This is a genomic window from Paenibacillus sp. S02, assembly GCF_019454065.1.
In the GTDB taxonomy this organism is placed as follows: domain Bacteria; phylum Bacillota; class Bacilli; order Paenibacillales; family Paenibacillaceae; genus Paenibacillus; species Paenibacillus polymyxa_B.
Genome location: NZ_CP073682.1, coordinates 3056694 through 3081766, shown reverse-complemented (window position 1 = coordinate 3081766; position 25073 = coordinate 3056694). Strand labels below are relative to the sequence as shown.

Here is a 25073-nt window from a genome sequence, read left to right as displayed (position 1 = left end):
TTTAAGTGGTCAATTAAAAAAGCAGTTGACTATGAATAAATTCTAGTCAACTGTTTTTTATTTTATACTTAAATTCAGTATTCTATAAACAAAATTATCAATCTCTTGTGAAACTCTCCATCATTTCGGCAGGGTACCGACTACCGGCTGATCCGTGTGGGAGGATTTCTTTAATACGTTGAAGATCAGCCTCTGTAAGATTGACATTAGCAGCAGCAACGTTTTGCTCAACCCGCTTAGCACTTCGTGTACCCGGAATCGGGACGATATCTTCTCCCTGGGCGAGAAGCCAAGCTAGTGCCAATTCGGCTACAGAAATACCTTTGTTAGAAGCCAGTTCATTAAGTTGTTCCGTTGCTCGTAGATTATAGATATAGTTTTCACCTTGCCAACGCTCGTCGTGACGACGCATATCGTCTTCGGCGTAGTCTTGAGCCGGTTTAACAGCACCTGTTAGGAACCCTCTGCCTAAAGGAGAGTAAGGCACTAAACCTATACCCAGTTCATTCAAAGTCGTGCGTATATCGTTGTCCTCAATCTCACGCTCGAATATGGAGTATTCGGTCTGAAGCATAGAAACCGGGGTAACCGCATGAGCTTTACGAATAGTTTTTGAACCAGTGTTACTCAAACCGAAATATTTAACTTTGCCTTCTTGAATAAGCTCTCCAACGACTCCAGCTACTTCCTCGATAGGAACATCGGGATCTGGGATATGCTGATAGAAAACATCAATGTAATCCGTTTGCAGATAGCGAAGGCTGTTTTCTGCTACTTTACGAATATTTTCTGGACGGCTATTAAAACGTGTTCCGAGTGGTTCGGCTGTCATGTCAAATCCAAATTTGGTAGCTAGTACTACCTTGTCACGAAAATCCTTTACAGCTTTACCCAGCAACTGTTCATTGTGACCAGTTCCATATCCGTATAATTCTGCTGTATCAAAGAAATTAACTCCAAGCTCATAAGCTCGACGAATAGTTGCTATTGCTTCATCTTCATTTGAAGGACCGTATGCCATTGACATCCCCATAGTACCTAATCCAATAGAAGAGACTTTTAAACCTTGTTGACCAAGACTTCGAGTATGCATTTTTGTTCCTCCTTAAATAATGAAAATTAGATTGTTATCACCTAAATGTTTAAAGCCTAGTTAAAAAAGGTATCCAATCGTAGTTCGTTCAATATGAATTTTCATCTCTGTTATTCATAGGAACAAAAACATAATATCATGATAGGTGAATAAAGTAAACAAAAGGAGTATAAAATGTCTATTTAGTATAGTTTGTTTAAAATGATGATTATGAGATATAATATAAGGTATTAGGGGGCGCTTAGATGGAACGGCAGAATGAAAAACAACATAATATGAGGATAACTCTTACTAGCAGATTGTTAACGTACGTTAAAAAAAATGGATTTCAAAGTCTAAAAATGGATGAAATCGCAAAAATCATGGATATAAGCAGGGCCACTTTATATAAATATTTCTCTACCAAAGAAGATATCATAACGTTTATTGTGAGTATTTGTGTAGAATATATCCACGAAATTATTGAAGATTCTGACTCTGACCAAGTAATTGTTCAGCGATTTCAGCAAACATTTGAACAAACAATCTTATTAAAAGAGTTCTTCACAGACATTTTCCTAAGGGATCTTGAAAGTAGTTACCCTGAGAACTATGAGCGACTAAAAGAATCCATGAAGCAACGAGAATATCAGGAATTAGCTTTTTATGATGAAGGAATAAAAGAGGGTTTTTTTAATAAGATTGATGGTAGGCTCATCGTTATGCAAGATGAGATATTAAGAAACATTTTAGATGTAAAGTATTTGGTGGAGAACCATTTGACCGTGTATCAAGTGCTATTTGACTATTACAATCTAAAAAAAATTCAGTTGTTTAAACCTGATAAAATTAAAATGATAGATGACAACTTGATGATTCCTAAAATTGAGTATATGGCACAAAAAATCTCAAAAAACTTATATTAAACTTAGCAATTTAGAATAATTTGGGCATCATATGATGGATTTTCAATGATACATTAGAAGCATAAAAGGCGCGAATGAAACGCACGGCTGCACAATGTGGCACATGAGCGGGGCGTTCCTCTTCTCGCCTTTTCTTCTATTACATGAATAGGTTGATTAGATCAATAATCAGTGATGTAATAATATACCAATAATGAAATGAGTGATATCGATACTCTTTTCATACTTTGATTATAATTGGAATCATGAGAGTACTTAGTGGGTATTAACCCCGTTAGTAATATAATGAGATTAAAGGAGTTCTCCTCAGAAACAATAAGTTACATCTAATTAAGTATAATGAGGTAAGAGGGGGAACATCGATTATAAGATGGGAAAAACCCGATTGTTCTTCATTTTCTATAAACAGAGTGCGTCTAAGACTAGAACGTAAAACAGACGAATACGAGGGACTCCCGTTATAGGAGATCACTCGTATTCGTCTGTTTTAGCGAGCATACTTATTTATTATCATATGTGCAGCCTCGTCCGCTATTTGAAAAGCCTGCTCTCGGGAGATACTGAAATCAAGCAGCAACATTTTGGGCCATAGCACCTGCCCAGCAATTATACTCATAAATTCGTTGGCCGTTTTTGCCGCATCCGGCAGGTTTATATTACCCAATTGAACTTCATCTAATAAATATTGCGTCAATTTCTGATGAACAGCACCTTCACCCAATTCATAATGAAAAAGACTGAGCTCGGGGAACTGCTTGGCCTCTGCAATGACGACCCGAAATAAAGGAGCCATTCCATCACGAGTCAGCACGCATGCGTAATCTCGTCCGAACTTTATCAATCCTTGCAATGGAGAGCCCAGTACCGGTGGAACGTCCCATTCGGGATCAAGCTCCCAAAAATGCTTGACGATGGTTTCGAAGATCAATTCCTTGGTCGGGAAATGATTGAACAATGTTCCTGTAGAGAGACCAGCAAGTTTTGCAATCTGAGCTAACGTGGTGCGCGCATACCCTTTTTCAAAAAACAGTTCTTTTGCAGCGGCAATAGCACATGCCCTTTTTTCTTCCTTTATACGTTCATGGTAAGTTGATTTTGTTCCCATATTTCCACTCCAAAGTTGGATTTAAGTCCTATCAGAGGGGTAGCACCCTCTCTTGTACTATACAACAATTGACCGTATTCTAAAAGAAAAAGCTGCCTAAGCACCTGCGGAGGGCTTAAGCAGCAATAGGACTAACACATTAAAGAATGGTTTGCGCGCCATCCAGAACCAAATCAACGCCAATGGTGAAGCGTGACTCATCCGAAGCCAGATAGACAACAGCTTTGGCAATCTCTTTGGCTGTACCTAAGCGCCCGGCTGGAATGCTATCACGAATGCCGTTCATAACCATTTCTTGAATTTCGGTAGATACGCCGAGCTTATCCTTATCATAAAGCGGCGTATCAATCGGTCCAGGACTCACAGTGTTGAAGCGAATTCCGTGAGACGATAATAAGTCAGAATTCCAGGCTTTGGTCAAGGTGGAAATGGCACCTTTAGTAGCCGCGTAAGCATTAGAAGTTGCATATCCAGCATGAGAGCTGTTTGATCCCATCAGGACGACAGAGGAGGGGTTCGCCATCACGGGAACCAGCGCCTGCATTAAGAAAAATGGAGCTTTTACGTTGATGGCAAATAAGCGGTCAAAGCTATTTTCATCAATTTGCTCGAATGGACGCCAGTCGGATACACCTGCATTTAAAAAGGCAATATCCAGCTTACCGAAATGTTGTTCAATGCGCTCTGCCAGTTGACGTTGGGCGTTGAGATCTCGGGAATCTGCTTGAAGCACAAGGACTTGATTTCCTAGTTCCTTTTGCGTTTTTTCTACATTTGCTGGGGTTACTCCGGTGACAATCAATTCAGCGCCTTCAGACAGAAATTGCTTGGCCGTTTCCAAGCCAATTCCGCTGGTGCCGCCCGTGATAAGTGCTCGTTTACCTTTAAGTCTATTCATGTTAAAACCTCCAGTGCAAGATACTTACAAGGACAAATATAAAGGGGGAATCAACCAAAGTCAAGTAACTCAGCTTTATATTTTTATTGATGTGTGATAAGATCACTACGTGGACAGGAGACAGTGAACACAAATGAGGAAGAAGTAGCCCGCTGGGGAGATTTCCGACTCGAATCGTGAACGCAAACTTCTTCAAACCTTGTTGGAAGGACAAATCCAAGATGTCGATTCAATGAAGGTCTACTGATGCGTATATAAAAAAATAGAGCAGTTACCTAAGGTAAATATGGACTGTATCAAGAAGATCAATGTCTCTATGGAAGGTGAGTATGAATTGAAAACAATGCTTATTATCGGTGCAGGACCTGGTCTAGGCTTCTCACTAGCCAAGACTTTTGGAAGAAACGGTTTTCGTATCGCACTCGTTTCAAGAACACAGGAGAAATTGGACCAATATGCAGAGCAGCTTGGTAAGATGGGCATTGAAGCTCAGGGTTTTGCTGCCGATATCACTAACAAAATGCAACTTATCAGGGCTTTTCAAGAAATTAAGAATACGTTCGGTACAATCGATGTAATGGAGTTTAATCCGCATAGTGGAAATGTTACTACGACATCTGTTCTGGAAACGACTGATGAGAGCGCACTTCAATTTTTCAACAATGTTGTCATTGGAGCTATAAATACAGCCAGACAAGTCATTCCAGAAATGACAGAACGGGGTGAAGGGGCGCTTCTTTTTACAAGCGATCTTTCCGCAATGAGTCCAAGCCCGATGTTTGGAAATTCAGGTATCGCCATGTCAGGACTCCGGAACTATAACACGAGCGTTTGCTTCCTCTTGGAGTATTTGTGGGCCATTTATCCATTAGTCCTTTAATCAAGCAGGGCACAAGTTTTGATCCTGATCAAGTGGCAGATGCTTGGTACAGTCTTTATGATAAAAGAACAGAGGCAGAGGAAACTTTTCCTAAAGGAATCATGCAATTAATCAAAAAATAAATAAAATGATAGGACTAATTTAGTGACTGCCATTAAATTTGCTATGCGGCTTATTTTATCGGTACCCGAGTGAAGGACTAGAACTTGTATCGGTTGCCGAAATAGACAAGAACATAGTCCGATCATTTCTGTATTGCATAATTCCATGCGAAATAGTGATGTGAATGCATCTATTTATTGGTTGTCAAGAATGTTGGAATCAGGTGAAGATCCTTTATTTATCGCTCGTAGGCTCGTTAGGTTTGCAAGTGAGGACGTAGGTCTGGCAGACAATAGGGCGTTGGAAATCACTGTTTCGGTGTTTCAAGCATGTCAATTTATAGGGATGTCAGAGTGTGATGTTCATTTAATACAAGCCGTTATTTATCTGACCCTGGCTCCCAAATCGAATTCTGCTTACTTGGCTTATTAATACTACATAATCTGGATTAAGTATTTATGTTTCTGTAGAAGAATAGAAGGCGAAATGATTTTAATTTAAGTGAATAGAGTATTTTAAACTGAGACTACTATCTAATACTAGATAGTGGTCTTTTTGCTGTGTATAATTAAGATGAAGATATCGCGAAAATCCGTATTCATTATCATGCATAAAGATGCAAAGTGAGTTTTTGCTTTTTCTCACTACTTATGAAAATCATTGAGCAATTCAAATTTACAGATTGAACGAGAAAAATAATCATATTTGATGTCCGAAGAAAATAAAGTTTTAGACTGATCCGACAAATGCAACAGCGGCAGATAAGGACGCGAAAATAAATTCCTAGACTGGCCGCTGTTGTGGTCAACATTCAGCTATCGTGTCCTGTTAGCCTAATAACTCTGCAGTTTGTAAGAAAGCGTCCAGCCGCTCCTTTTGAAGAAGATGATGACGGTAATGCATCTCCACCATCGTGAACCATTCGACCGCGTTTAACGCGCCGAAGGCTACGGCCGGATGAGTCGCCTTTCGCTGCAGCCGCTCTGGGTCTATGTTCTGCAGCGACGCCCCAATCTCATGCATGCGGCGCCTTGCTTCCTCCAGCTTGGCGACAAGCTGCTCCTTGCTTTCTGGCTGTGGAGGCGTATATTGCAAGTCGGCCGGTACCTGAATGCGAACCGGTGGGAAGCTCCCTTGCTCAAACACGGCATGGCCGGCCTCCGTCTTCCCGCCGCCCTCCTCGTTGCCGCCACCGAGCGCCATGCACTCCTCCGCAAGACGGAGCTGCAAGTTCAGCGTGGAATGGGGCAGATGCAGGTACATTTGACCAAGCGACCATTCGTTCTCGCTTGGCTTGCGACACAGTTCCGCCAGACTATACTTGTCCAGCTCCCGAACATAATGCTTCGAAATCTCGTCGAACCTTACCAAAATATCCTTAATCCCTATGTTCTTATTCAGAAGATCATCTCCTCGAATACTGAATTACTCTCATCATATGAGAGGGCTCAAGAAAAAGCATATTCGTAGTTTATATCTTTAATACTTTATTTACCAGTCTAAGACTATATTTTCTAATTACACCGGCCGCTGTCGCTAGCGCGCTGATCGCAAAGCTGACTTCATTCCGGAAGAGTCGGGAGCGCAAATGCAGCTGTGCATGCGGGCCACGCGTCGCCAGTCTATAACTTTGTTATCTCAGTCTAGTTCTTTATTGTTTAGTCTAAAACATTATTATTCACTAACAATTGACAATGAAGAAGTAGTACAACTTCTTATTGATTGTATAAATACGCATTTTTAGAGTTGCGTATATTCTCATAAAATTTGAAAAATTAGGGTGGACCGAATAACTTCGAGTCACTGAGTTCTCACTAATTATGAAAATGATCGTTGAATTATCATATATTCAGCTTGTTGTTTTCTCATTAATTATGACACCACACAATTGTTGTGTGGTGTCATTGTCTACAGACAATAAAGTTGTGTACTAAATATTAAGGAAACATAATAAAAGAATCACTTTTAGTAAAATCAAAAGCCTGATGAACAAGTGTCATCAGGCTTTGTTAAAATCAGGACGGTTGCTTTGGTTTAAATAGAGAGCGATATTAAGGTAAAGAAATATTAGAAAAGTTAAAGACAGGAGAACAATTTATAAGGATTTAAAGTACATATTTTTAGAATTTAATAAAAAATATAAATCACAAATATTGGATTTTGGTACACAACTTTATTGCATATCGCACAGGTGAAAATATTTGTAGTTGACTCGCTAGTACACAACCTTATTGTTCGAAGAAAGTTGTGTACAGACAATAAAGTTGTGTTCTAACTTTTAGCAACTTGTGAGTGACTGGAAGCTTGCTAAAACAACCTGTGAAGACGAGTAAGGACGAAGATTGATCAAGGTCAGCAGATTGCAAAGCCTTTTTGGGGTACTAAACCAGACCCTTTATCGAAACTTAAAACCAAATAGCGACTTTTCTCTGGAATCCACTGGAGAGAAGTCGCCGTATTTGTAATGGAATGTTTCTTGGTTTTAAAAATGAGATTAATCTATTGTTCTTTATTTATGAATCTTCCTTTCAACCGCTACCGCACTACAACTCAAGGGAAGATATTGTGAGCTGTCTGGAGGAATGGCAGACACCTGTAAATTTGAAACCAGTCTCCGGACAGGGAAGCCTTAATATTTCAATAATCCGCTCTTTCGAACAGATTGAAGACGCGGTTGCGTCATAGCATTCAGCAGGATGAATATATATTGGATGGTACGCTGGTGATTGAGGAGTATATAGACGACGGGGAAGAGAGGTGCTGACGACTAATGGAAGGCACGAAGTGCTTGCAATCACAACCAAAGAGGTGGTAATGCCTTATTTCATTGAGGCTGGTCACCTGTTACCCGCACCTTTAATAATGATTCTCATTATCAATATATATAGTGTAGCAATTACTACAAAAAATGCAATCGCGAATGCTAGTATTTAGGATTATCAAATCCAGGCTTGCTGTGTGATTATTTATGATGATCTAATTTATGCGTATATGCAGAGGGAGACAAATGCCAAACATGCTTAGAAAGTTCTCTTTAGGCCGAGTCGTGGGAACTCCTGAAAGCTTGCAAGCCGTTTCGGAAGATGAAACTTACCAAAAATATTAGTGAAAAATGTAGCGATTCACTCTATTTATTGTGCAATAGTCAATAAGTAGTAGGCCAACGTTTTGCGAAAAGTTTTTCCGTTTCCATTAGATACAATTGGCGCTGTTCAAGAGTTCGCTTCTCCATACCTGAGTAATTATACCATTTAAGTGAGTTTATACCCATTTTTCGAAAAGTTCCACGAAACATCATTTTGGTGATTGGATTTCCAAATAGCCATCGATAAATATATGTTGGAGTTGCCATAACAGTTAGTAAAGAAGCACCCTTCAAACGAGGAAGCAGACACTTAAATAAACGCCCTGGTTTAGGCTCGCTGTACACGATTCCTTTTGCGAATACCTTATCCAAGAAACCTTTCATCATTGCTGGCATTCCTTCCCACCAGATAGGAAAGATAAAAATAAGGTGATCTGCTTCGAGTAGTCGCTGTTGATAATCTGCAATTAGAGGATCAATTACTTCCTTTGTTCGCCAAGACGCGAGGTCAGAAGCAGACATAACAGGATTGAAGCCGTCTTTATGCAAATCAATCAAATCGATTCGGTGACCACTTGAACGCAAACCTCTTATGGTAGCTGCCAACAAGGCGGCTGAATAGCTTCTATTGTGAAGAACATTTTCTGAAGCACCACTTCCATAAGGATGATCAAATATAATAAGAATATTCATATAAAATTCCTTTCTTGTACTTTGTTTTCTTGGAAACAAAATTGTTTTTATGGATACAATAATATATTTTTGTTTCTCTGTTGTCAATAATGTTTCCTTGTATTTTATTTTTTATAATCACTTGGTATACTAGAAATATAAAATCTGAGAATATTTCTTTATTCTCTAATATAAAATCTTAAAAGTAAGAGAGTGAGATTGTAAAAATGAATGATAATGTTGAACAAACGCTTTTAATAACAGATATAATAGGTCACATTGCTGCTGTACAGAAGCGATTTCAGTCAGAAGGCGAAGATGAAGAAAGAAGATGGATGATTAAAAATGCTACTGAATCGGTCGTTATCGAATTTTTAAAGGAAGCATCTGTTCAGATGCTCCATGTCTTGGATGCTATAGGAGAATTAGAGCCAGTCAATGGCATTACAATTTCTAGGCATTTTGGTATTCCTAGAGGTAGCGTATCAAAAATAACTCAGCGGCTGGTGAAACTAGGAGTTATACATGCTGAATCATTATCTTCCAATAAAAAAGAAGTATTATTTCGTTTAACTCCATCTGGTGAGCAAGCTTTCAAATTGCATCAGCAACTTCATGAACATATGGATGATAATTTTAGGATTTTTCTAAGTCGTTATAACCTCGATCAGATACGCTTTCTTTCAGAATTAATGAGAGAAGTATTGGAAACTTCATGGGTTGGATCAGAAATGGTTCCTGTTGAAGCAGAGGATGAACACGAAGATTACAAGTTATCTACTAACAAGATTAGCTCACCTATAGATTTACAACAAAAAAATGAAATCTTAAGTATGTTGCAGAATTTTGATTCGAAGAAGTTGAGCAGAGTAAAAGAATTGATACGTATTGCCTTTCTTGAGGATTGACTAATACCTTGTCTCTATCAAATTTAGGGTTTATGGAGAAACTCTTATAAAAAATGCATGAAGGCACTAAAAATTCTTAGGTCTCCTAAGAATTCTGTACTCTCGACCATAAGTTATTTGGTGATAGCTGGGCTACAGCCCGCTCCCTTCAAATAGCAATTAAATGGAAGCGGGATTGCAACAGCAATAGGAATAGGATATTACACTCTATCCCGTCGCTCAGGCCAGCTGCAGCGATAGCTTTTCTAATGATAACCTTACGGTCAGGGAACCCACAATTATAGTCAGTTCTATGATGTCCTTTATCATTGGGGTAAAGTGACAGACTTGACTTGAGCAGAGGTATTTCCGTAAATATCCTTGGCCAGTACGAGAATATGCAGCGTATCGGCTTGGGAGGAACCACCCTGTTTGTATTTAGTAGTTGGAAGCGTTGCTGACCAATTGGCTTTATCTTCTGTAATATCGACACGAATGCCATTGACATAAACTTTAAGCTGTGCAATATCGCTTTGATCTGTGACTGAACCTTCCAAAGCGAGAACATTATCCGTGATTGAAGCATTCAACTTAAGTTCAGGGGTTCCTGTTTCCTTGCGTTTAGAGGGTGGGAGAGCAGTTTGCGGGTTATAGGAAAAGGTTTCATCCTCAAGCGCTGGCGTGCGTGCTGCAATAGGACGGTTTTTGGTAGCCTGCTCATAGGAATAAGCGTAACGAAGCAGGTCATTATCGCTGTATGCGGCACCTGCCATCGTCAGATTAACGGGCATTCCGGTATCCTTCATAGCGCCCATACTCACAGACACACTTGGGATCCCGTACTCGCGTAGAATGAAATTCGTATTGGAGAAATAGTTGCCATTCTCCCAAGCCTCCTCATAGGATGTTTCATTCACATCGGAGTCAGCTTTGCCGATATTTGAATTTGCCGGGAATGCAATAAAATCAAGGTTGTTTTGCTTCATCCAATTTTCAAAATCAATCTTTCGTACATTTTCAAGCCCCCGTAGTCCTTCATGAAACTGAGGAATTTGTTCATAAGGGGTGACACCTTTCTTTATGGTTTCAATAAATACGTCATAGTGGCCAAGGTCTCTGCCACGTTTGGCATCTACCGAACCGGGCGGATTCGGGAAGACGGTTGCGGGGTCTATATTAGCCCATGACGGGAAATTCGGATCGCCCACACTTTTAAGAAATTCCTCAGCTGCGTAAGGATTAAGCAACCCGAATTCCTTTTCAACCCACTTTGCTGGCATCAAACCACGTTCTTCAGGTGTTTTCGCTGTTGCCCGGTCTTTCTCGCTGTTCGCCTGCAAGGGGAAGTCAACTTCCACAACCTCAGCTCCAAGAGCAGTTAAATCCTTTACAGCTTTTTCCCATAATGCCTGTATCGAAGGTCTGAATTTGATCGGAGTTGTGGTTTCATGGTCCTTACCGATATAGATTTTCGGAACGCCAATGCGTTTGCCTTTCAAAGCTTGAATGTCTCGCAGCTCTAAATAGGATTTGGGACGGACACTGTTGACAGAAGGGAGGCGAACGGCTTTCTGTTCTCGCCAGAAATCACCCTTGGTGATCTTATCCTCTACAACGATCACGTCAAGCAAGCGGAGCATGTCCTCGACAGTCCTCGTATGTGGGACAACGACATCCCGTATAGGGAAGAGCGGCCAATTCCCCCGAATGGAGATTACCCCCCGCGATGGCGTGTAAGCAATTAAACCATTGTTAGATGCTGGTGATCTTCCAGAGGATACCGTTTCTTCCCCCATACCAAAGGCAGCGAGGTTGGCGGCTGTTGATACACCAGATCCGTTAGAGGAGCCAGAGTACCAGGCTGCAGCCAAATAATCTGGATTGTACGGACTTTCAGCACGGCCATAAACGCCTCTTTGCATTCCCCCTGCTGCCATTGGCGGCATGTTGGTTTTACCAATGAGCACCCCACCGGATTTACGTATCTTCTCTACTGTAAAGGCGTCGTCCTTTGCCATCAGGTTTTTGAAAGCCGGAGATCCAGAAGCGACAGTAAGGCCCTTAACCTTGTAGCTGTCTTTAACCGTGTAGGGGATGCCTTGCAGAGGACCGGTCTTAATACCCTGTGCCATTAGTTGATCAGCCTGAGCGGCTTCTTTTAGTACGTTGGGGTTCAGAACAGGGATGGAATTCAGCCGAATGCCACTAGAATCATAGGCATATACCCGGTTAAGGTACAGGGCGGTGAGCTCGACACTTGACAGTGCTCCTGACTTCATCGCGTCCTGCATCTGAGCAATCGTAGCCTCTTGCAATTGAAATGTAACTAGGGAGGAGACGGGTTCACTAGTTTTACTAGAGGATGAGGGTGAAGGCGCGGCGGATGCAAGCGGACATCCCGTGAAAGTTAAAATCATACCAACTGCGATCCATTTGCAATAGTTACCCATTACATTCCTTGTATTCGCTTTTAGCGTTCGTGCGCACATAGCATTTTCACTCCTTAAAATAGATAGGATCAGGAATTTGAATAGAGGGGGATGAGAAAGGCACATTTACAGTATAAATGTTTCTAATTATACTACTTATTTTCCTATGAAATGTCAATTTTTGTAATGAAGAAAGCGAGAAAGTTTGGCTATCAGTTTAAAATTATTTACCTTCGTGTGTTTTTTAGATTAACGACAAGCGACCGCAGAAAATTTTATTTATAAAGTCACTTATGTATATATCCCCTTTTAGTAGACAAGAAAAAATAGACATCTGATAAGATGGACTTAATCTTGTTGAGCGGAGGTTTTTTTTCGTTGCTAAAAATTGGCTAAACCTTCCGAGTAGTTTATTAGCTATAAGCACGTTCTTATAAGATGGCGCAACTGCATCCAATCAATATGAAGGAGGATACAATAACTGAGGGTAATTCCTTGATAGAAATAGGCAATTATTTAATAAGATTATGTTATCGTATTCCTTTCCATTTTTAGCATAATAGAATTATGTAACTGCATTGGCTTGTTTGAGTATAAGGCCAACATTTTTTCAATGCCTAAAACACAGTAAATCAAAGTTCCAGGGGTGCCAGAGGTACGGTCGAGGTGAATGCAAGAAATAGTAAAGCATCTACTTTTATACTACTAATGAGAGGAGGACGAATCAATGGATTACGTTAAACTTGGAAAAACAGGTTTGGATGTTTCGCAAATCTGCCTGGGATGCATGAGTTATGGTGTTCCAGAAAGAGGTATCGCTCCTTGGTCATTAAATGAAGAAGAAAGTAGGCCTTTTATTAAAAGAGCTCTTGAACTTGGTATCAATTTTTTTGATACAGCTAATGTGTATTCTGATGGAACGAGTGAAGAAATTGTAGGACGAGCACTTAAAGAATTCGGCCGTCGTGAAGAGGTTGTTATTGCTACAAAGGTTTACTTCCGTATGCGAGAACAACCAAACGGAGGAGGTCTTTCTCGTAAAGCAATCATGACTGAGGTCGATAATAGCCTGAAACGGTTAGGAACCGATTACATCGACTTATATCAAATCCACCGCTGGGATAAAACCACTCCGATTGAAGAGACCATGGAAGCTCTGCATGACATAGTCAAAGCAGGTAAAGCAAGATATATTGGTGCTTCTTCCATGTATGCCTGGCAATTCTTAAAAGCACAGCATGTCGCCGAGAAAAATGGTTGGACCAAATTTGTTTCTATGCAGAACCATTTGAATTTATTATATCGAGAAGAAGAACGAGAGATGTTACCTCTTTGTCATGAGGAAGGAATCGGAATCATTCCTTGGAGTCCTTTAGCCAAGGGAAGGTTAACGCGAAATTGGGACGATACTACAGCACGCTCCCAAATAGACAAAACCGGCAAAGCATTTTACTACAATATGATCGATGCGGACCGTAAAATCGTTGAACGAGTAGCTGAGGTTGCTACAAATCGAGGTGTTTCTCGGGCTCAGATTGCGTTAGCATGGGTGGCTCAAAAAGAAGGCGTTACAGCTCCGATTGTGGGGGCAACGAAGTCATATCATTTAGAGGATGCTGTGAAATCATTATCTGTTAAGCTTACTCCAGATGAAATAACAAGGCTTGAAGAACCTTATGTTCCTCATCCGGTAGTTGGAATATAACTGGAGTAGATGAGATGGCAATACAGGAGGTACTTGCCTCCACAACAAGACGGATAGCCGCAACTCGCAGCGTCTTCAAGCGTTGGTCTAGCAGCTATTCAAATCGCACGCGACGCTGGTGCAACAATCATTGCGGTATCTAGAACCTCAACCAAGAAAGCGGAGCTTTTGGCACTTGGAGCAGATCATGTATTCAACAAAATAGGAATGTAATCATCTCTTGTTCTTAAGGAAGTTTCGTTGATTAACACCTAGTCTTCCGTGCTCAAGATGTGAAGGGTCTACCAGCTGATTTTATTACGTGTAAAATTGGGATTAACAACAATAAACATGGGCATTTCAGAACATTTGGCTAACCTTTACATCAGAGGGAATGTTCGAATTCACAAAAAAATATTTAAATACCATGATTAACCATTTCAAAATACTGAGTATTGTTGAATGCTGCGATCGTTAACCGAACAAGATCTAAGCGATCAGCGGCAAATATAATTTCAAGTGCTCACTATCGAGGGAATCATCCAATCAACTCTTGTTAAAACCATACCGATTCTCAGAGGCTACTTGGGAAGCACCTACTTCAATTACAGGGGGAAGCTGCACTAGTCCTAATCATTCGCATATAACTTTTGCTATCCTCGAATGCAGCTTTTCCTTGTTCAAATATAAGGCATGCAGGACCGTGTCCTTGCACGATGGACAATCTAGAAAAGAATAAGATTAAACAATACTATAGAGTAGTTTTTATATTATATTATTGAACTAAATGTTTACTTTCTACTCACAAATTCTTTCCAACAAGCTTCCCAATTGTTCAGCCAATACTAGATGGGTTACAGGTCTTTCGTTCGTAAACCACCACTCCACTACCCCCACATACGAAGAAGCTAGAAATTGAACGACAAGATCTTTATTTAATCCTTTGTTCTTTCCCTTAGTGTCATCTACTTCGTCTTCAAATTCTTCAATAAGGAGTTCCATGAATCGTCTGCGGAAGAAAGGCGCTCCTCTACTTGCCAGCATTGTGGAGAAAAATGCGTAATTGCTATCAAGGTATTCCGTCCAAATCACGGACCCCGTTACAAAATCCAAATCTGCTGCTGCTTTGCATCTTTCCCGAAGCTCATTAATATGGGTTTCAATAAGTTTATCCAGTAGATCGTATTTGTCCATGTAGTGAAGGTAAATCGTTCCTCGACTGACGTTAGCTTGATCAGAGAGATCCTGAATCGTGATATCATCGAAATTTTTCTCAGCCATCAGTTCAAGTACTGCTGTTTTTAATGCTTCCTGTGTTTTAAGAATTCTTCTATCGACTTTAGGCATATTTCTCACCGAACTTTCTTTTTTATCAAAAAAAACATAAGGATTATACTTTTATACTTTTTTATAATTATAAACAGGTGTTTATTATTTTATCAATATAAATGTATGGAGCGAATGGAGTTAGACAGAAGCCTCTCTTCAAAAAAATTAGTGTACAAAATGAACAAATTCGATATTTCTATTCATTAATGAACAAATCACTTCAAATTAACAATTGGCAAGTAATTTAATTGGATTATAATAATAGACATATGATCATTAAAATAATTGTGCATATTAATTATCAGAAAGAATGAAAGATCATGCAGATCCGAAACATTCATATATAGAAGGGGTTGTTGTATAACATGTGTAACTATCATAAAAACATAACTACTCGAGTACTTAGCGTTCCCAGTGCAAAGGCAGCATTTGAACAAGCTACGATAGAACGGAGAGATTTGCGGCCGGATGATGTCTTAATTGACATTAAGTATTGTGGTATCTGCCATTCTGATATTCACAATGCTCATAATGATTTTGGCAGCGGAGTTTTTCCAATGGTTCCGGGTCATGAAATTGCAGGCGTTGTTTCAGCTGTAGGTAGTGATGTGACAAAGTTCGCTGTTGGTGATCGTGTCGGCGTGGGTTGCTTTGTTGACTCGTGTGGAGAATGTGACTTCTGCCGGAGAGGTGAAGAGCAGTTTTGTAAGAAAGGGGTAGTGGTCGTATTTAACTCAATTGGTTACGACGGAGACCTGACCTACGGTGGATATAGCCAAAAAATTGTTGTCAAAGATAAGTTTGTTGTACGCATTCCAGACGGCTTGGAACTGGATGCGGCAAGTCCGCTCCTCTGTGCAGGCATTACCACGTACTCTCCTCTAAAACATTGGAACGCCGGAACAGGTAAGAAGGTAGCCGTTCTGGGGATGGGAGGTCTGGGCCATTTAGCTGTTCAATTTGCCCATACAATGGGCGCAGAGGTTACTGTACTGAGTCATAGTACAAACAAAAAAGACGAAGCTTTTAGTTTTGGCGCAAGTCACTATTATGTCACCACGGATCCTGCTACGTTCACAGAGCTAGCTGGTCAATTTGATTTGATTTTAAACACCGTATCTTCGAATATCGATGTTGATGCATTTCTTTCTATTCTTAATGTGGACGGGGCACTGGTCAATCTTGGTCTGCCAAATAAGCCTGATCAATATAATGTTTTCTCCTTATTTGCGGGGCGCCGGAGTATTACGGCATCCAACGTTGGCGGTATCAAAGAAACACAGGAGATGCTCGATTTTTCTGCTGAGCATGGCATCGCTCCGATGATCGAAGTCATTCGTGCCGATCAGATTGACGAGGCATATGAACGTGTCCTGGGGAGTGATGTTCGGTATCGCTTTGTCATCGATATGTCTACATTGTAATCGTTGGTTTATTTTATGAAGAATGGGTCAATTCACAGATTGCCTCATTCTTCGTTTATCATTCTGGAAAAATAATAATGAGGCTGCATATAGGTTAGGAGAGTGAATGAAAATTGACAAAGGTCCTAATACTGGGCGCTAACGGACACGTTGCCCGCCATGCCATTGATTTATTCCTCAATGAAACAGATGCTCAGTTGACCTTATATTTGCGTAATTCAGGCAGATTGAACATTGTGGATCCCGCTCGGGAACGTGTTATTGAAGGTGATGTGAACGATCTTGCAAGATTGAAGGAAGCCATGGCGGGACAGGATGTGGTCTATGCTAACTTGGGCGGCTCTGATATTGTTCAGAAAACACAGAACATGATCGAGGCTATGAATGCGATGAATGTTAAAAGGGGAATATTTATCAATATTTTAGGTATTTATGATGAAGTGCCTGGCAAATTCGGAGAATGGAATAAGCGAATGGTTGGCAGCGGCATGGATGCTTGGCGGAAATCAGCAAGGTTGCTTGAAGAATCTGATTTTGATTATACGATATTAAGATGTACCTGGTTCACGAACAAGAACGAAGTGGAATACGAGTTAACTGAGAAAGGTGAACCTTTGACAGGTACGGAGATCTCAAGAAAAAGCATTGCTGCCTTGGTTATTAAATTAGCGGAATCAAAAGAATGGGGGATTCGCCAAAGCTGGGGGATTAGCAAGCCAAATACAGCAGGCGATAAACCGGCTTTTTATTAGGTTCAGGTAGGAGGAATAAACCATGAAAATTACTGAAGCAGCCAAGAAGTATCATGAAAAAATGTTTCCAGGCTATGAATCGAAGTTCCTGAAAACCGATCCGGAGTTTATTGAACGATTCGATAATTTTGCGTTTGATGAAGTCGTAAATCAGGACGATATGGATGATCACACTCGAATGATGGCCATTTTATCCGTTTTGATTGGATGCCAAGGTATTGATGAGTTTAAAGCTATGCTTCCAGCAGCACTCAACTTCGGCGTTACTCCTGTGGAAGCAAAAGAAATTGTCTATCAGTCCGTACCTTATTTAGGCATTGGAAGGGTATTTCCTTTTCTGCATGCCGTGAACGAAGTATTGACTTCTCGAGGTGTTGAATTGCCTTTACCGAGTCAGGTAACGACAACCACAGAAACTCGTTTAGAAGCAGGGATTCAGGCACAGGTGGACATTTTTGGTGAAAGCATGCAGGATTTCTGGAAATCAGGACCGGAAGAAGTTAGGCACATCAATCACTGGCTCGCAGCTAACTGCTTTGGCGATTACTATACCCGAAAAGGGCTGGATTACAAACAAAGAGAGATGATTACATTCTGCTTTCTGTTGGCTCAAGGTGGATGTGAACCCCAGTTAATCAGCCACGCTGCCGCCAACATAAGACTTGGAAATGATAAGGTGTTTCTGATAAAGGTTATCTCTCAGTGCCTGCCTTTCATTGGTTATCCACGCAGCCTGAATGCTCTTCGGTGTGTGAATGACGCAGCAACCCAATCGGAATAAAGGAGGATTTGTAATGAAAAATCGCACATGGCTTATTACAGGTGTAAGCAGCGGCTTTGGTTATGAGATGACTAAACAGCTGCTTGAAAAGGGGAACAAGGTGATCGGCACGGTTCGTAATAAAAACAAGGTCGCCGACCTCATCGAGAAGTATCCAGATATCTTCACTTGCGAGATTCTAGATGTAACCGATATTCATGCGATTCATAAACTGGTCGACAGCTCTTTTGAGAAATTTGGAAGGATCGACGTGATCGTAAGCAATGCGGGCTATGGCCTATTCGGAGCCGCCGAGGAACTCTCTGACGCCGAGGTGGATCACATCATCGCCACCAATTTAACTGGATCCATCCAGTTTATCCGTTCAGCTCTGCCACATCTGCGCAATCAAGGCGGCGGCCGAATCATCCAGCTGTCTTCCTACGGTGGACAGGTAGCCTTTCCAGGGAACTCGATGTACCATGCCACCAAATTTGGCATTGAGGGTTTTTGTGAGTCCGTCGCTCAGGAAGTTGCACCTTTCAAAATCGGTGTTACATTGGTGGAGCCGGGAGGCGCCCGTACTGAATTCCGCTACGGCAGCGCACAGGTAGCGAACCTAATGCCAGAGTACGACGGTAACCCGGCTCATGGCTTTTTGAACATGCTGGACGCTTCTAAGGGGCAAGCTCCCGGTGACCCTGCAAGAATGGCAGCCCGTATTATAGAAAGCGTGGAAAAAGAACCGGCGCCGTTGCGAATGGTACTTGGATCTCAAGCACTGGCAAACACCATTTCGACGTTGAAAGCCCGGGTTGCCGACTTCGAAAAGCAGACTGAACTCGCAGCTTCTACTGATTTTCCTGCGGGCGAATAAGAAGAACGTATAATCTTTAAACAGAAAGAAGGAATCGATCATGGAAAATGAACAGCTCAGCAACAGTACCATTTTTCCGTTAGGGGAAAAGGTACAAGCAAACTTTACGGGTGATGCTTACTTACAGATGATATTTACGGATCCTTCGCCACTAAATACCGCGATTGGAAATGTTACTTTTGCTCCCGCGGCCCGCAACAACTGGCATGCTCACCAGGTTGGACAAGTTCTGCTAGTCACCGGCGGCAAAGGCTGGTATCAGGAAGAGGGCAAACCTGCCCGATTGCTCACAGCGGGTGATGTGGTCAATATTCCACCTAACGTGAAGCATTGGCACGGTGCGACAAAAGATAGCTGGTTTGTACACCTCGCTATGACACCCGGGGCAACAGATTGGTTTGAAGCTGTCAATGATGAATGGTTTGACCAACTGTAGACCTTCGGATTCAAAGGGCATCTTAAGCGCAACTTTCATAAACAATGGGATGGAGGTTTTCTTTGTGGATTACATTAAATTTGGAAATACCGGAATGGATGTCTCCCGAGTTTGCCTGGGCTGTATGAGTTTTGGAGATGTGCTTCCAGGAGGGCATCAATGGGTGCTTAATGAGAAGAACAGCCGACCTATCATTAAAAGAGCTCTTGAGCTCGGTATCAACTTTTTTGATACAGCGAATATCTATGCAGGTGGAACCAGTGAAGAGATCGTTGGACGAGCTCTGAAGGATTATGCGAATCGAGATGAAATTGTTCTCGCCACAAAGGTCTGGGGACGTATGCATGAAGGTCCCAATGGAGCGGGGCTTTCTCGAAAGTCCATTATGAGTGAAATCGACAAAAGTCTGAAGAGAGTAGGGACCGATTATGTAGATCTCTATATCATCCATCGCTGGGATTATAACACCCCTATTGAAGAGACCATGGAAGCCCTGCACGATGTGGTCAAGTCAGGAAAAGCAAGATATATCGGTGCGTCGGCCATGTATGCATGGCAATTTCAAAAAGCATTGCATGTAGCGGAGACAAATGGCTGGACTCGTTTTGTATCCATGCAAAATCACCTTAATCTCATCTACCGTGAAGAGGAAAGGGAGATGATGCCACTTTGTACGGACCAAAAGATTGCGGTGACTCCCTATAGTCCACTTGCATCAGGAAGATTGATTCGCGATTGGTCGGAAAACACGCATCGGTCCGAAACCGATCTTATTCAAAAATCAAAGTACGATTCAACCGCTGATGTAGATCGCTTGATCGTTGAACGAGTGGCGTTAGTTGCAGAGAAGCGCGGCGTAGCCCGCAGTCATATCGCACTTGCATGGCTGCTGCAGAAGGAATCGGTAGCTGCCCCTATTGTGGGTGTAACGAAAATGCAGCAACTCGAAGATTCTGTAGGTGCTCTATCGGTAAAATTAACCCAGGAAGAAATTTCATTTCTGGAAGAACCTTATGTTCCGCATCCTATCGTAGGAGCCCAATAATTCTTGATCTGTGCATTATTCGGCCTGTAGATTGAAAAAGGATTCTGCCCGTAATGAGGGGAATACGAAGCGGAACCAATGAGACGATATCTCAGCTCACAAACGTAGCGAGTATCCCTGCGGTTGCACGATATAAATAAAACATGCTTTGTCAAAGAAAAGGTGGTTAGTTGGTATGAGAGCAAATATTATGTATGCTGCTGGTGATGTTCGCGTAGAAGAAATACCCGTTCCAAAACTGCAACATCCGACCGATGTCATTTTGAAAGTGGTTGCTGCCTGCATTTGCGGAAGCGATCTGCATCCTTATCACAACATGCATGCCCATGAGCATGGCGAAGGCGAAGCGATGGGGCATGAAGTGATCGGAAGGATTGAAGAAATGGGCTCGGAAGTTTCTGGATTCAAAAAAGGCGATTTGGTTGTTGTTCCTTTTGCTTATGGAGATAACACATGTCCATTCTGCGAAGAAGGATTGATGACTTCATGTGTGCATGGAGGTTTTATGACCGGCTGTCAGGCGGAGTTTGTTCGAGTACCTCAAGCACAAGGAAGCATGTTCAAATTGCCAGATGAAATTGATGAAGACTCTTCTTTACTGCCGTCTCTGTTGACCTTGTCTGACGTATACGGCACTGGCTATCATGCAGCGGTGATGGGAGGCGTGAATGAGAATACGACGGTAACGGTTATAGGTGACGGAGCGGTTGGTCTTCTTACTGTTCTGTCAGCGAAGAAGCTCGGTGCCAAGAAAATCATTCTTATGGGACGTCATAAGGAACGGACAGATCTTGGTATAGAGTTTGGCGCCACAGATGTTATTCCAGAGCGTGGAGAAGAGGGGATCGCAAAAGTCCGGGAACTCACGAATGGGGAAGGAACGCATGTCGTTCTCGAATGTGTCGGACTGATGCCAGCTTACGAGATGAGTCTTGGAGCTGTCCGGGCCGGCGGGGTGATCAGTCGTGTTGGTGTGCCGCAGTATGAAGAAGCTCCCATCGGTTTTGCAAGTCTTTTCGGGCGTAATATTACGCTAACGGGAGGTCCCGCGCCAACGCGTGCATACATGGAAGAATTATTACCAGATATCCTTGATGAAACCCTTCAACCTGGTCGTGTATTTGACGTAACCGTTGATCTGGATGGTGTTCCAGAGGGTTATCGTGCCATGGACAACCGTGAAGCACTTAAAGTAATAATTAGACCTTAATAAAGACTTACGGACTTGGCTATTTGAGAGGAAGTCAAGCATGAAAACAATAAAGAAGAATCTCAAAATAATTGATCTCTCATCTGCCCGTTCCAAGGTGTATTATTGGTTCCTATTGAGCATAGTGCTTGTTAATGAAAAGATATGAAGATGAACAAAATTCATAATTATCCTAAATCCAAAAAGAGGAGGTCTGCAGCTTAGCAGAATACTCCTCGTAATTTTCCACATAAATTAATAATGTACTTGACGATGATGTAAAACATAGTACAGGATAAGAGAAACGATCGCTATTCCAGCAGCAGACATGTACATCACACTATAGTTTGAGAGAGAAGCGACGATCCCCATAACATAAGTGCCGACGCCATACCCAAGATCAAAAAGCAAAAAAAATGTGCCGTTTGCAACCCCTATCCGATTAGAAGGAGATAGCTTTAGTATAGTAGCTTGTAGACAAGGAAACAGCGCCCCATATCCTATACCGGAGAAAACACTCGCAATCATGACCCAGGCGCCCGTATGAGCCTGACTTAATACAAATAATCCAAGTGCAAAGAAGATCATGCCCGGATAAAATAAAATATGCTCATTATAGTTGTCAAATAATTTGCCCACGAACGGACGGAAAAGGACAATCATGGTAGCGAATATAATAAAAAAGATGCCCGATACAGTAGGTTCACGAATTTCGCTAGTAAAAGGTGCAATAAATCCTGCAATTGGGCCGTAAGAAAAAGCCAACATAAACCCTACGATTGATACAGGAACTGCTTTTCTTTCAAATATATTATGCCAGCGAAGTGCAGTTTTAGCATCACTAGACTGTACTTCTTTCGCTTTTCTTGCAGGGACAGGTGCCCGTTGCATGGAGAAAATAAGACAAACCAAAGATAATCCTGCAATTACACTAATTGTCGTGAATAAATATTGGACATTTCCGTCTTTCCAAATATAAAGTCCAAGAGCAGGGCCGATAACCATTGCAATACTCATAAACATACTGAAATAGCCCATACCTTCTCCTTGCCGTGAAGCTGGAACAAGAGAAGCAGCAATGCTATTCGTAGAAGTAGATATAGTGGCATAGCTGGTACCATGTATAAAACGAAGCAACAAAAAAGCGATAATCGCATTTGCACTAAAATAACTTATACAAGTGATTAAGAAGATGCCTGTACCGATGAGTGCAAGCTTTTCTTTACCCCAACGATCAACCCATTGTCCGGTGAAAGGTCGTGCTAACACACTACCTATAACATAAAATGTAACCACCAAGCCCATTTGTTGCGCATTTCCATGCAACGTATCACGAATATATAAAGGAAAAGAAGTTACTGAGATATAAAATGTCAAAAACATAAAAAAACTACTTAAACTGATTAATATGAAATCTTTACTCCAAATTTTATCTTTTGTTGTCATACAATACCGCCCCACTCAAAAAATAAAAAACGAATGTTTCTCATCTGCAATAAATAAATACTCTTCGTAATCTCTCGGATTCCCTTTCTAGAAGCACCTATGATCATAACAACCTTTTTCTAGATGAATTCACATTAATAAAACATCCTTGCATAACAACAAGATATTGCTAAGTATGAACTCTGTCATTAAATTATTATAAAGAGATTTATTTAAGGATTAATTGATAATAAAGTTAATTAAGTCCATTAATGAACAAATTAAGATTGAACCAGGGCCCTTAGTTTTGATAATGCGAACAGGCTGTCTCTGATACTAACCCCTGAGACAGCCTGTTTTAGCTCTAGCAAGAAGATGAAGCTAAGTCCAATTCGGTAAAAGCGTTTCACCCCGGTCGGTTGCGGGTTGTGGTGTAATGGAATGGGAAGAGATTTCCTCACGCCATTCCGGTGTCATGTCTACATCGGCGGCATCAAGTGAATCTTCGAGCTGTTCCAGATTTCGCGCGCCAATAATAGGAGCCGTAATGGCAGGATTAGACATCGCCCAAGCAACGGCCAGCGTTGCTGCCTTGATTCCACGTTCTGCGGCATAGGTGGTAAACCGATCTGCTACGACATAGTTCATTTCATCCAGATAGCGATCCGTATATCTTTTTTCATCCACCAACCTGCCTTGCTTCGGACGTTTATTCACTCCATATTTACCTGTAAGAAGTCCAGCTCCAAGAGGACTGTAAGAAATGACCCCAATTTGTTCAGAAGCAGCGAGTGGTAAAATTTCGACTTCAGCCTGCCGTTTCACCAGGTTGTACATCGGCTGGATGAGTTCAAATCGGGCCAACTGTTCCTTGGCCGAGATCCCTAGTGCTTTGGCGATCTGCCAAGCAGCCCAATTGCTGACTGCAGGATAGAGGATCTTTCCTTGGCGCTGCAAATCATCTAATGCACGCAGGGTTTCCTCGATTGGTGTTCGCGGATCAAAGTCATGAACGAAATAAAAATCAATATAATCCGTTTTAAGACGTTTGAGACTACCCTCAATCCCTTGCATGATATGCCGGCGGGATAAGCCTCTGGCATTTACGTCAGCATTTGTAGGCCAAAACACCTTTGTCGCTAAAACGATGTTGTCTCGCTCATGCGCGATACAATCGCCGAGAATTTCTTCAGAGCGGCCTAAAGCATAAACATCGGCAGTGTCAAAAAAATTGATTCCTGCTTCACGGGAACGTCTATACATCTTTTTAGATGTTTCTTCATCTGCATTTGCCCCAAAAGACATCGTACCCAAACATAAATTGGACACCTGAATTCCGGTTCTTCCGACTGTTCGATATTCCATATGTGTACCTCCAGTTAATAGTAGCTATTCTTGTTTTTTTATATACCTAATCCAGAGCCCATTATTTTTCAAGGTTTCAACGCTTTTTAAAGAAAAATGGGAGGGGGGATGCTGGTTTAAGGCAGGGTCTAGTTCAAACACGGATGCAGATTCTGATGTCCCGTCGGCAATTGGAACTATGATCAGGCTCAGCTCATCGATCAATCCCTCACTTAGAAAAGAGCCGTTCACGACTCCTCCGCCTTCCAGAATCAATTGATCGATGGGAAATAATCGTTTTAGCTTTTCGACGACTCTATTTAAATCCAATGATTGTTTTCCACCAAAAACATATGAAATCCCAAGGTCTCGGAGATAAGCCAGATAGGCGTCAGATACCTGCTCTGTAAGCACCTCGATAATATGATCTTCTGATCTATTATTACTTCCATCAGAGATACTGCTCTTTGTCCAGCCTAATTTCCCCGAAGGATCAACAGCTACGGCAAAAGTCTTTGCGTCCTTTTTTGCAACATAATCCGTTCTGGGGATAGGCAAAATTGAATCCGACGCGAAATCAGGTTGATTACCCAAGGTGAAATGTTCTTCCATTGTCACTCTGCCGCAAGCCCATGCTTGGCCTCCGAATTGACGATGCAGGTTCTCATATTCCTCAATATAAACTGCGGATCGATCGTCATCCAGGAACTCTCCAACGATCCTTCCATCCAATGAGGTTAACATGTGGCAAA

At 41.6% G+C, this 25073-nt stretch carries 21 protein-coding genes and 2 pseudogenes; 13 read left to right on the top strand and 10 right to left on the bottom strand.

What is annotated here, in order from left to right; genetic code table 11:
• Nucleotides 1-97 precede the first annotated feature (97 nt).
• On the bottom strand, nt 98-1093 hold the full coding sequence (locus KAI36_RS13495) for an aldo/keto reductase (protein WP_220025113.1): 996 nt from the start codon (nt 1091-1093) through the stop codon (nt 98-100).
• Nucleotides 1094-1338: 245 nt separating this feature from the next.
• On the opposite strand from KAI36_RS13495, the gene KAI36_RS13490 reads away from it, so the two are divergent.
• Entirely contained in the window at nt 1339-1998 is a 660-nt protein-coding gene (locus KAI36_RS13490) for a TetR/AcrR family transcriptional regulator (RefSeq protein WP_149096545.1), read from the top strand.
• Nucleotides 1999-2485: 487 nt separating this feature from the next.
• On the opposite strand, the gene KAI36_RS13485 is transcribed toward KAI36_RS13490, so the two are convergent.
• Complete coding sequence (locus KAI36_RS13485) at nt 2486-3103, bottom strand: TetR/AcrR family transcriptional regulator (RefSeq protein ID WP_025723221.1); 618 nt, start codon at nt 3101-3103, stop codon at nt 2486-2488.
• A gap of 139 nt (nt 3104-3242) precedes the next feature.
• Nucleotides 3243-4001 carry an SDR family oxidoreductase gene (locus tag KAI36_RS13480; RefSeq protein WP_025723222.1) on the bottom strand — a complete coding sequence of 253 codons (759 nt, stop codon included), beginning with the start codon at nt 3999-4001 and terminating at the stop codon, nt 3243-3245.
• Nucleotides 4002-4344: 343 nt separating this feature from the next.
• Between KAI36_RS13480 and KAI36_RS13475 the strand changes: the two genes are divergently transcribed.
• Both KAI36_RS13475 and KAI36_RS13470 read left to right on the top strand, forming a co-directional pair.
• Entirely contained in the window at nt 4345-4881 is a 537-nt protein-coding gene (locus KAI36_RS13475) for an SDR family NAD(P)-dependent oxidoreductase (RefSeq protein WP_258297044.1), read from the top strand.
• Between the two features lie 219 nt (nt 4882-5100).
• A pseudogene (locus KAI36_RS13470) lies at nt 5101-5412 on the top strand (AAA family ATPase); the annotation flags it as partial.
• 399 nt (nt 5413-5811) lie between these two features.
• On the opposite strand, the gene KAI36_RS13465 reads toward KAI36_RS13470, so the two are convergent.
• Together KAI36_RS13465 and KAI36_RS13460 are read right to left on the bottom strand one after the other, a co-directional pair.
• Nucleotides 5812-6384, bottom strand: a complete 573-nt coding sequence (locus tag KAI36_RS13465; RefSeq protein WP_025723223.1) for a DinB family protein — start codon at nt 6382-6384, stop codon at nt 5812-5814.
• A 1744-nt stretch (nt 6385-8128) separates the two neighbouring features.
• Entirely contained in the window at nt 8129-8848 is a 720-nt protein-coding gene (locus KAI36_RS13460; protein WP_258382162.1) for an NAD(P)H-dependent oxidoreductase, read from the bottom strand.
• A gap of 119 nt (nt 8849-8967) precedes the next feature.
• On the opposite strand from KAI36_RS13460, the gene KAI36_RS13455 reads away from it, so the two are divergent.
• Nucleotides 8968-9648: a winged helix DNA-binding protein gene (locus KAI36_RS13455; RefSeq protein ID WP_025723225.1), complete on the top strand. Its 681-nt coding sequence runs from the start codon at nt 8968-8970 to the stop codon at nt 9646-9648.
• Nucleotides 9649-9953: 305 nt separating this feature from the next.
• Here the strand turns inward: KAI36_RS13455 and KAI36_RS13450 are convergent, their stop codons facing one another.
• Nucleotides 9954-12116, bottom strand: a complete 2163-nt coding sequence (locus KAI36_RS13450; RefSeq protein ID WP_220025112.1) for an amidase — start codon at nt 12114-12116, stop codon at nt 9954-9956.
• A gap of 667 nt (nt 12117-12783) precedes the next feature.
• Between KAI36_RS13450 and KAI36_RS13445 the strand changes: the two genes are divergently transcribed.
• The gene (locus tag KAI36_RS13445; protein ID WP_220025111.1) at nt 12784-13761 is read left to right on the top strand and encodes an aldo/keto reductase; all 978 of its coding nucleotides are present in this window, start codon (nt 12784-12786) and stop codon (nt 13759-13761) included.
• 93 nt (nt 13762-13854) lie between these two features.
• A pseudogene (locus KAI36_RS27580) lies at nt 13855-13974 on the top strand (zinc-binding dehydrogenase); the annotation flags it as partial.
• Between the two features lie 564 nt (nt 13975-14538).
• On the opposite strand, the gene KAI36_RS13435 reads toward KAI36_RS27580, so the two are convergent.
• Nucleotides 14539-15087, bottom strand: a complete 549-nt coding sequence (locus KAI36_RS13435; RefSeq protein WP_220025110.1) for a TetR/AcrR family transcriptional regulator — start codon at nt 15085-15087, stop codon at nt 14539-14541.
• A gap of 347 nt (nt 15088-15434) precedes the next feature.
• Here KAI36_RS13435 and KAI36_RS13430 point away from each other — a divergent pair, with 347 nt between their 5' ends.
• The 7 genes from KAI36_RS13430 to KAI36_RS13400 all read left to right on the top strand — a co-directional run bounded on the left by KAI36_RS13430 (nt 15435) and on the right by KAI36_RS13400 (nt 21573).
• On the top strand, nt 15435-16493 hold the full coding sequence (locus KAI36_RS13430) for an NAD(P)-dependent alcohol dehydrogenase (protein WP_220025109.1): 1059 nt from the start codon (nt 15435-15437) through the stop codon (nt 16491-16493).
• A gap of 113 nt (nt 16494-16606) precedes the next feature.
• A complete protein-coding gene (locus KAI36_RS13425) occupies nt 16607-17245 on the top strand; it encodes an SDR family oxidoreductase (RefSeq protein WP_220025108.1) in 639 nt (212 codons plus the stop codon).
• 22 nt (nt 17246-17267) lie between these two features.
• Entirely contained in the window at nt 17268-18026 is a 759-nt protein-coding gene (locus tag KAI36_RS13420) for a carboxymuconolactone decarboxylase family protein (protein ID WP_220025107.1), read from the top strand.
• A 13-nt stretch (nt 18027-18039) separates the two neighbouring features.
• Nucleotides 18040-18882 carry an SDR family oxidoreductase gene (locus KAI36_RS13415; protein ID WP_220025106.1) on the top strand — a complete coding sequence of 281 codons (843 nt, stop codon included), beginning with the start codon at nt 18040-18042 and terminating at the stop codon, nt 18880-18882.
• Between the two features lie 40 nt (nt 18883-18922).
• Entirely contained in the window at nt 18923-19318 is a 396-nt protein-coding gene (locus tag KAI36_RS13410; RefSeq protein ID WP_220025105.1) for a cupin domain-containing protein, read from the top strand.
• A gap of 64 nt (nt 19319-19382) precedes the next feature.
• The gene (locus KAI36_RS13405; protein WP_276572444.1) at nt 19383-20363 is read left to right on the top strand and encodes an aldo/keto reductase; all 981 of its coding nucleotides are present in this window, start codon (nt 19383-19385) and stop codon (nt 20361-20363) included.
• A 175-nt stretch (nt 20364-20538) separates the two neighbouring features.
• Complete coding sequence (locus tag KAI36_RS13400) at nt 20539-21573, top strand: zinc-binding dehydrogenase (protein WP_220025103.1); 1035 nt, start codon at nt 20539-20541, stop codon at nt 21571-21573.
• A 234-nt stretch (nt 21574-21807) separates the two neighbouring features.
• On the opposite strand, the gene KAI36_RS13395 is transcribed toward KAI36_RS13400, so the two are convergent.
• The 3 genes from KAI36_RS13395 to KAI36_RS13385 form a co-directional block, all read right to left on the bottom strand.
• Nucleotides 21808-22998 carry an MFS transporter gene (locus KAI36_RS13395; protein WP_220025102.1) on the bottom strand — a complete coding sequence of 397 codons (1191 nt, stop codon included), beginning with the start codon at nt 22996-22998 and terminating at the stop codon, nt 21808-21810.
• Between the two features lie 360 nt (nt 22999-23358).
• On the bottom strand, nt 23359-24342 hold the full coding sequence (locus KAI36_RS13390) for an aldo/keto reductase (RefSeq protein ID WP_220025101.1): 984 nt from the start codon (nt 24340-24342) through the stop codon (nt 23359-23361).
• A gap of 24 nt (nt 24343-24366) precedes the next feature.
• The gene (locus KAI36_RS13385) at nt 24367-25065 is read right to left on the bottom strand and encodes a dihydrofolate reductase family protein (RefSeq protein WP_220025100.1); all 699 of its coding nucleotides are present in this window, start codon (nt 25063-25065) and stop codon (nt 24367-24369) included.
• Nucleotides 25066-25073 lie beyond the last annotated feature (8 nt).

Coding starts and splice junctions, on each gene's coding strand:
- KAI36_RS13430 (WP_220025109.1), top strand. CDS start 15,435: ATGTGTAACTATCATAAAAACATAACTACTCGAGTACTTAGCGTTCCC.
- KAI36_RS13475 (WP_258297044.1), top strand. CDS start 4,345: ATGCTTATTATCGGTGCAGGACCTGGTCTAGGCTTCTCACTAGCCAAG.
- KAI36_RS13480 (WP_025723222.1), bottom strand. CDS start 4,001: ATGAATAGACTTAAAGGTAAACGAGCACTTATCACGGGCGGCACCAGC.
- KAI36_RS13390 (WP_220025101.1), bottom strand. CDS start 24,342: ATGGAATATCGAACAGTCGGAAGAACCGGAATTCAGGTGTCCAATTTA.
- KAI36_RS13490 (WP_149096545.1), top strand. CDS start 1,339: ATGGAACGGCAGAATGAAAAACAACATAATATGAGGATAACTCTTACT.
- KAI36_RS13450 (WP_220025112.1), bottom strand. CDS start 12,116: ATGTGCGCACGAACGCTAAAAGCGAATACAAGGAATGTAATGGGTAAC.
- KAI36_RS13410 (WP_220025105.1), top strand. CDS start 18,923: ATGGAAAATGAACAGCTCAGCAACAGTACCATTTTTCCGTTAGGGGAA.
- KAI36_RS13415 (WP_220025106.1), top strand. CDS start 18,040: ATGAAAAATCGCACATGGCTTATTACAGGTGTAAGCAGCGGCTTTGGT.
- KAI36_RS13455 (WP_025723225.1), top strand. CDS start 8,968: ATGAATGATAATGTTGAACAAACGCTTTTAATAACAGATATAATAGGT.
- KAI36_RS13495 (WP_220025113.1), bottom strand. CDS start 1,093: ATGCATACTCGAAGTCTTGGTCAACAAGGTTTAAAAGTCTCTTCTATT.
- KAI36_RS13400 (WP_220025103.1), top strand. CDS start 20,539: ATGAGAGCAAATATTATGTATGCTGCTGGTGATGTTCGCGTAGAAGAA.
- KAI36_RS13420 (WP_220025107.1), top strand. CDS start 17,268: ATGAAAATTACTGAAGCAGCCAAGAAGTATCATGAAAAAATGTTTCCA.
- KAI36_RS13445 (WP_220025111.1), top strand. CDS start 12,784: ATGGATTACGTTAAACTTGGAAAAACAGGTTTGGATGTTTCGCAAATC.
- KAI36_RS13385 (WP_220025100.1), bottom strand. CDS start 25,065: ATGTTAACCTCATTGGATGGAAGGATCGTTGGAGAGTTCCTGGATGAC.
- KAI36_RS13395 (WP_220025102.1), bottom strand. CDS start 22,998: ATGACAACAAAAGATAAAATTTGGAGTAAAGATTTCATATTAATCAGT.
- KAI36_RS13485 (WP_025723221.1), bottom strand. CDS start 3,103: ATGGGAACAAAATCAACTTACCATGAACGTATAAAGGAAGAAAAAAGG.
- KAI36_RS13435 (WP_220025110.1), bottom strand. CDS start 15,087: ATGCCTAAAGTCGATAGAAGAATTCTTAAAACACAGGAAGCATTAAAA.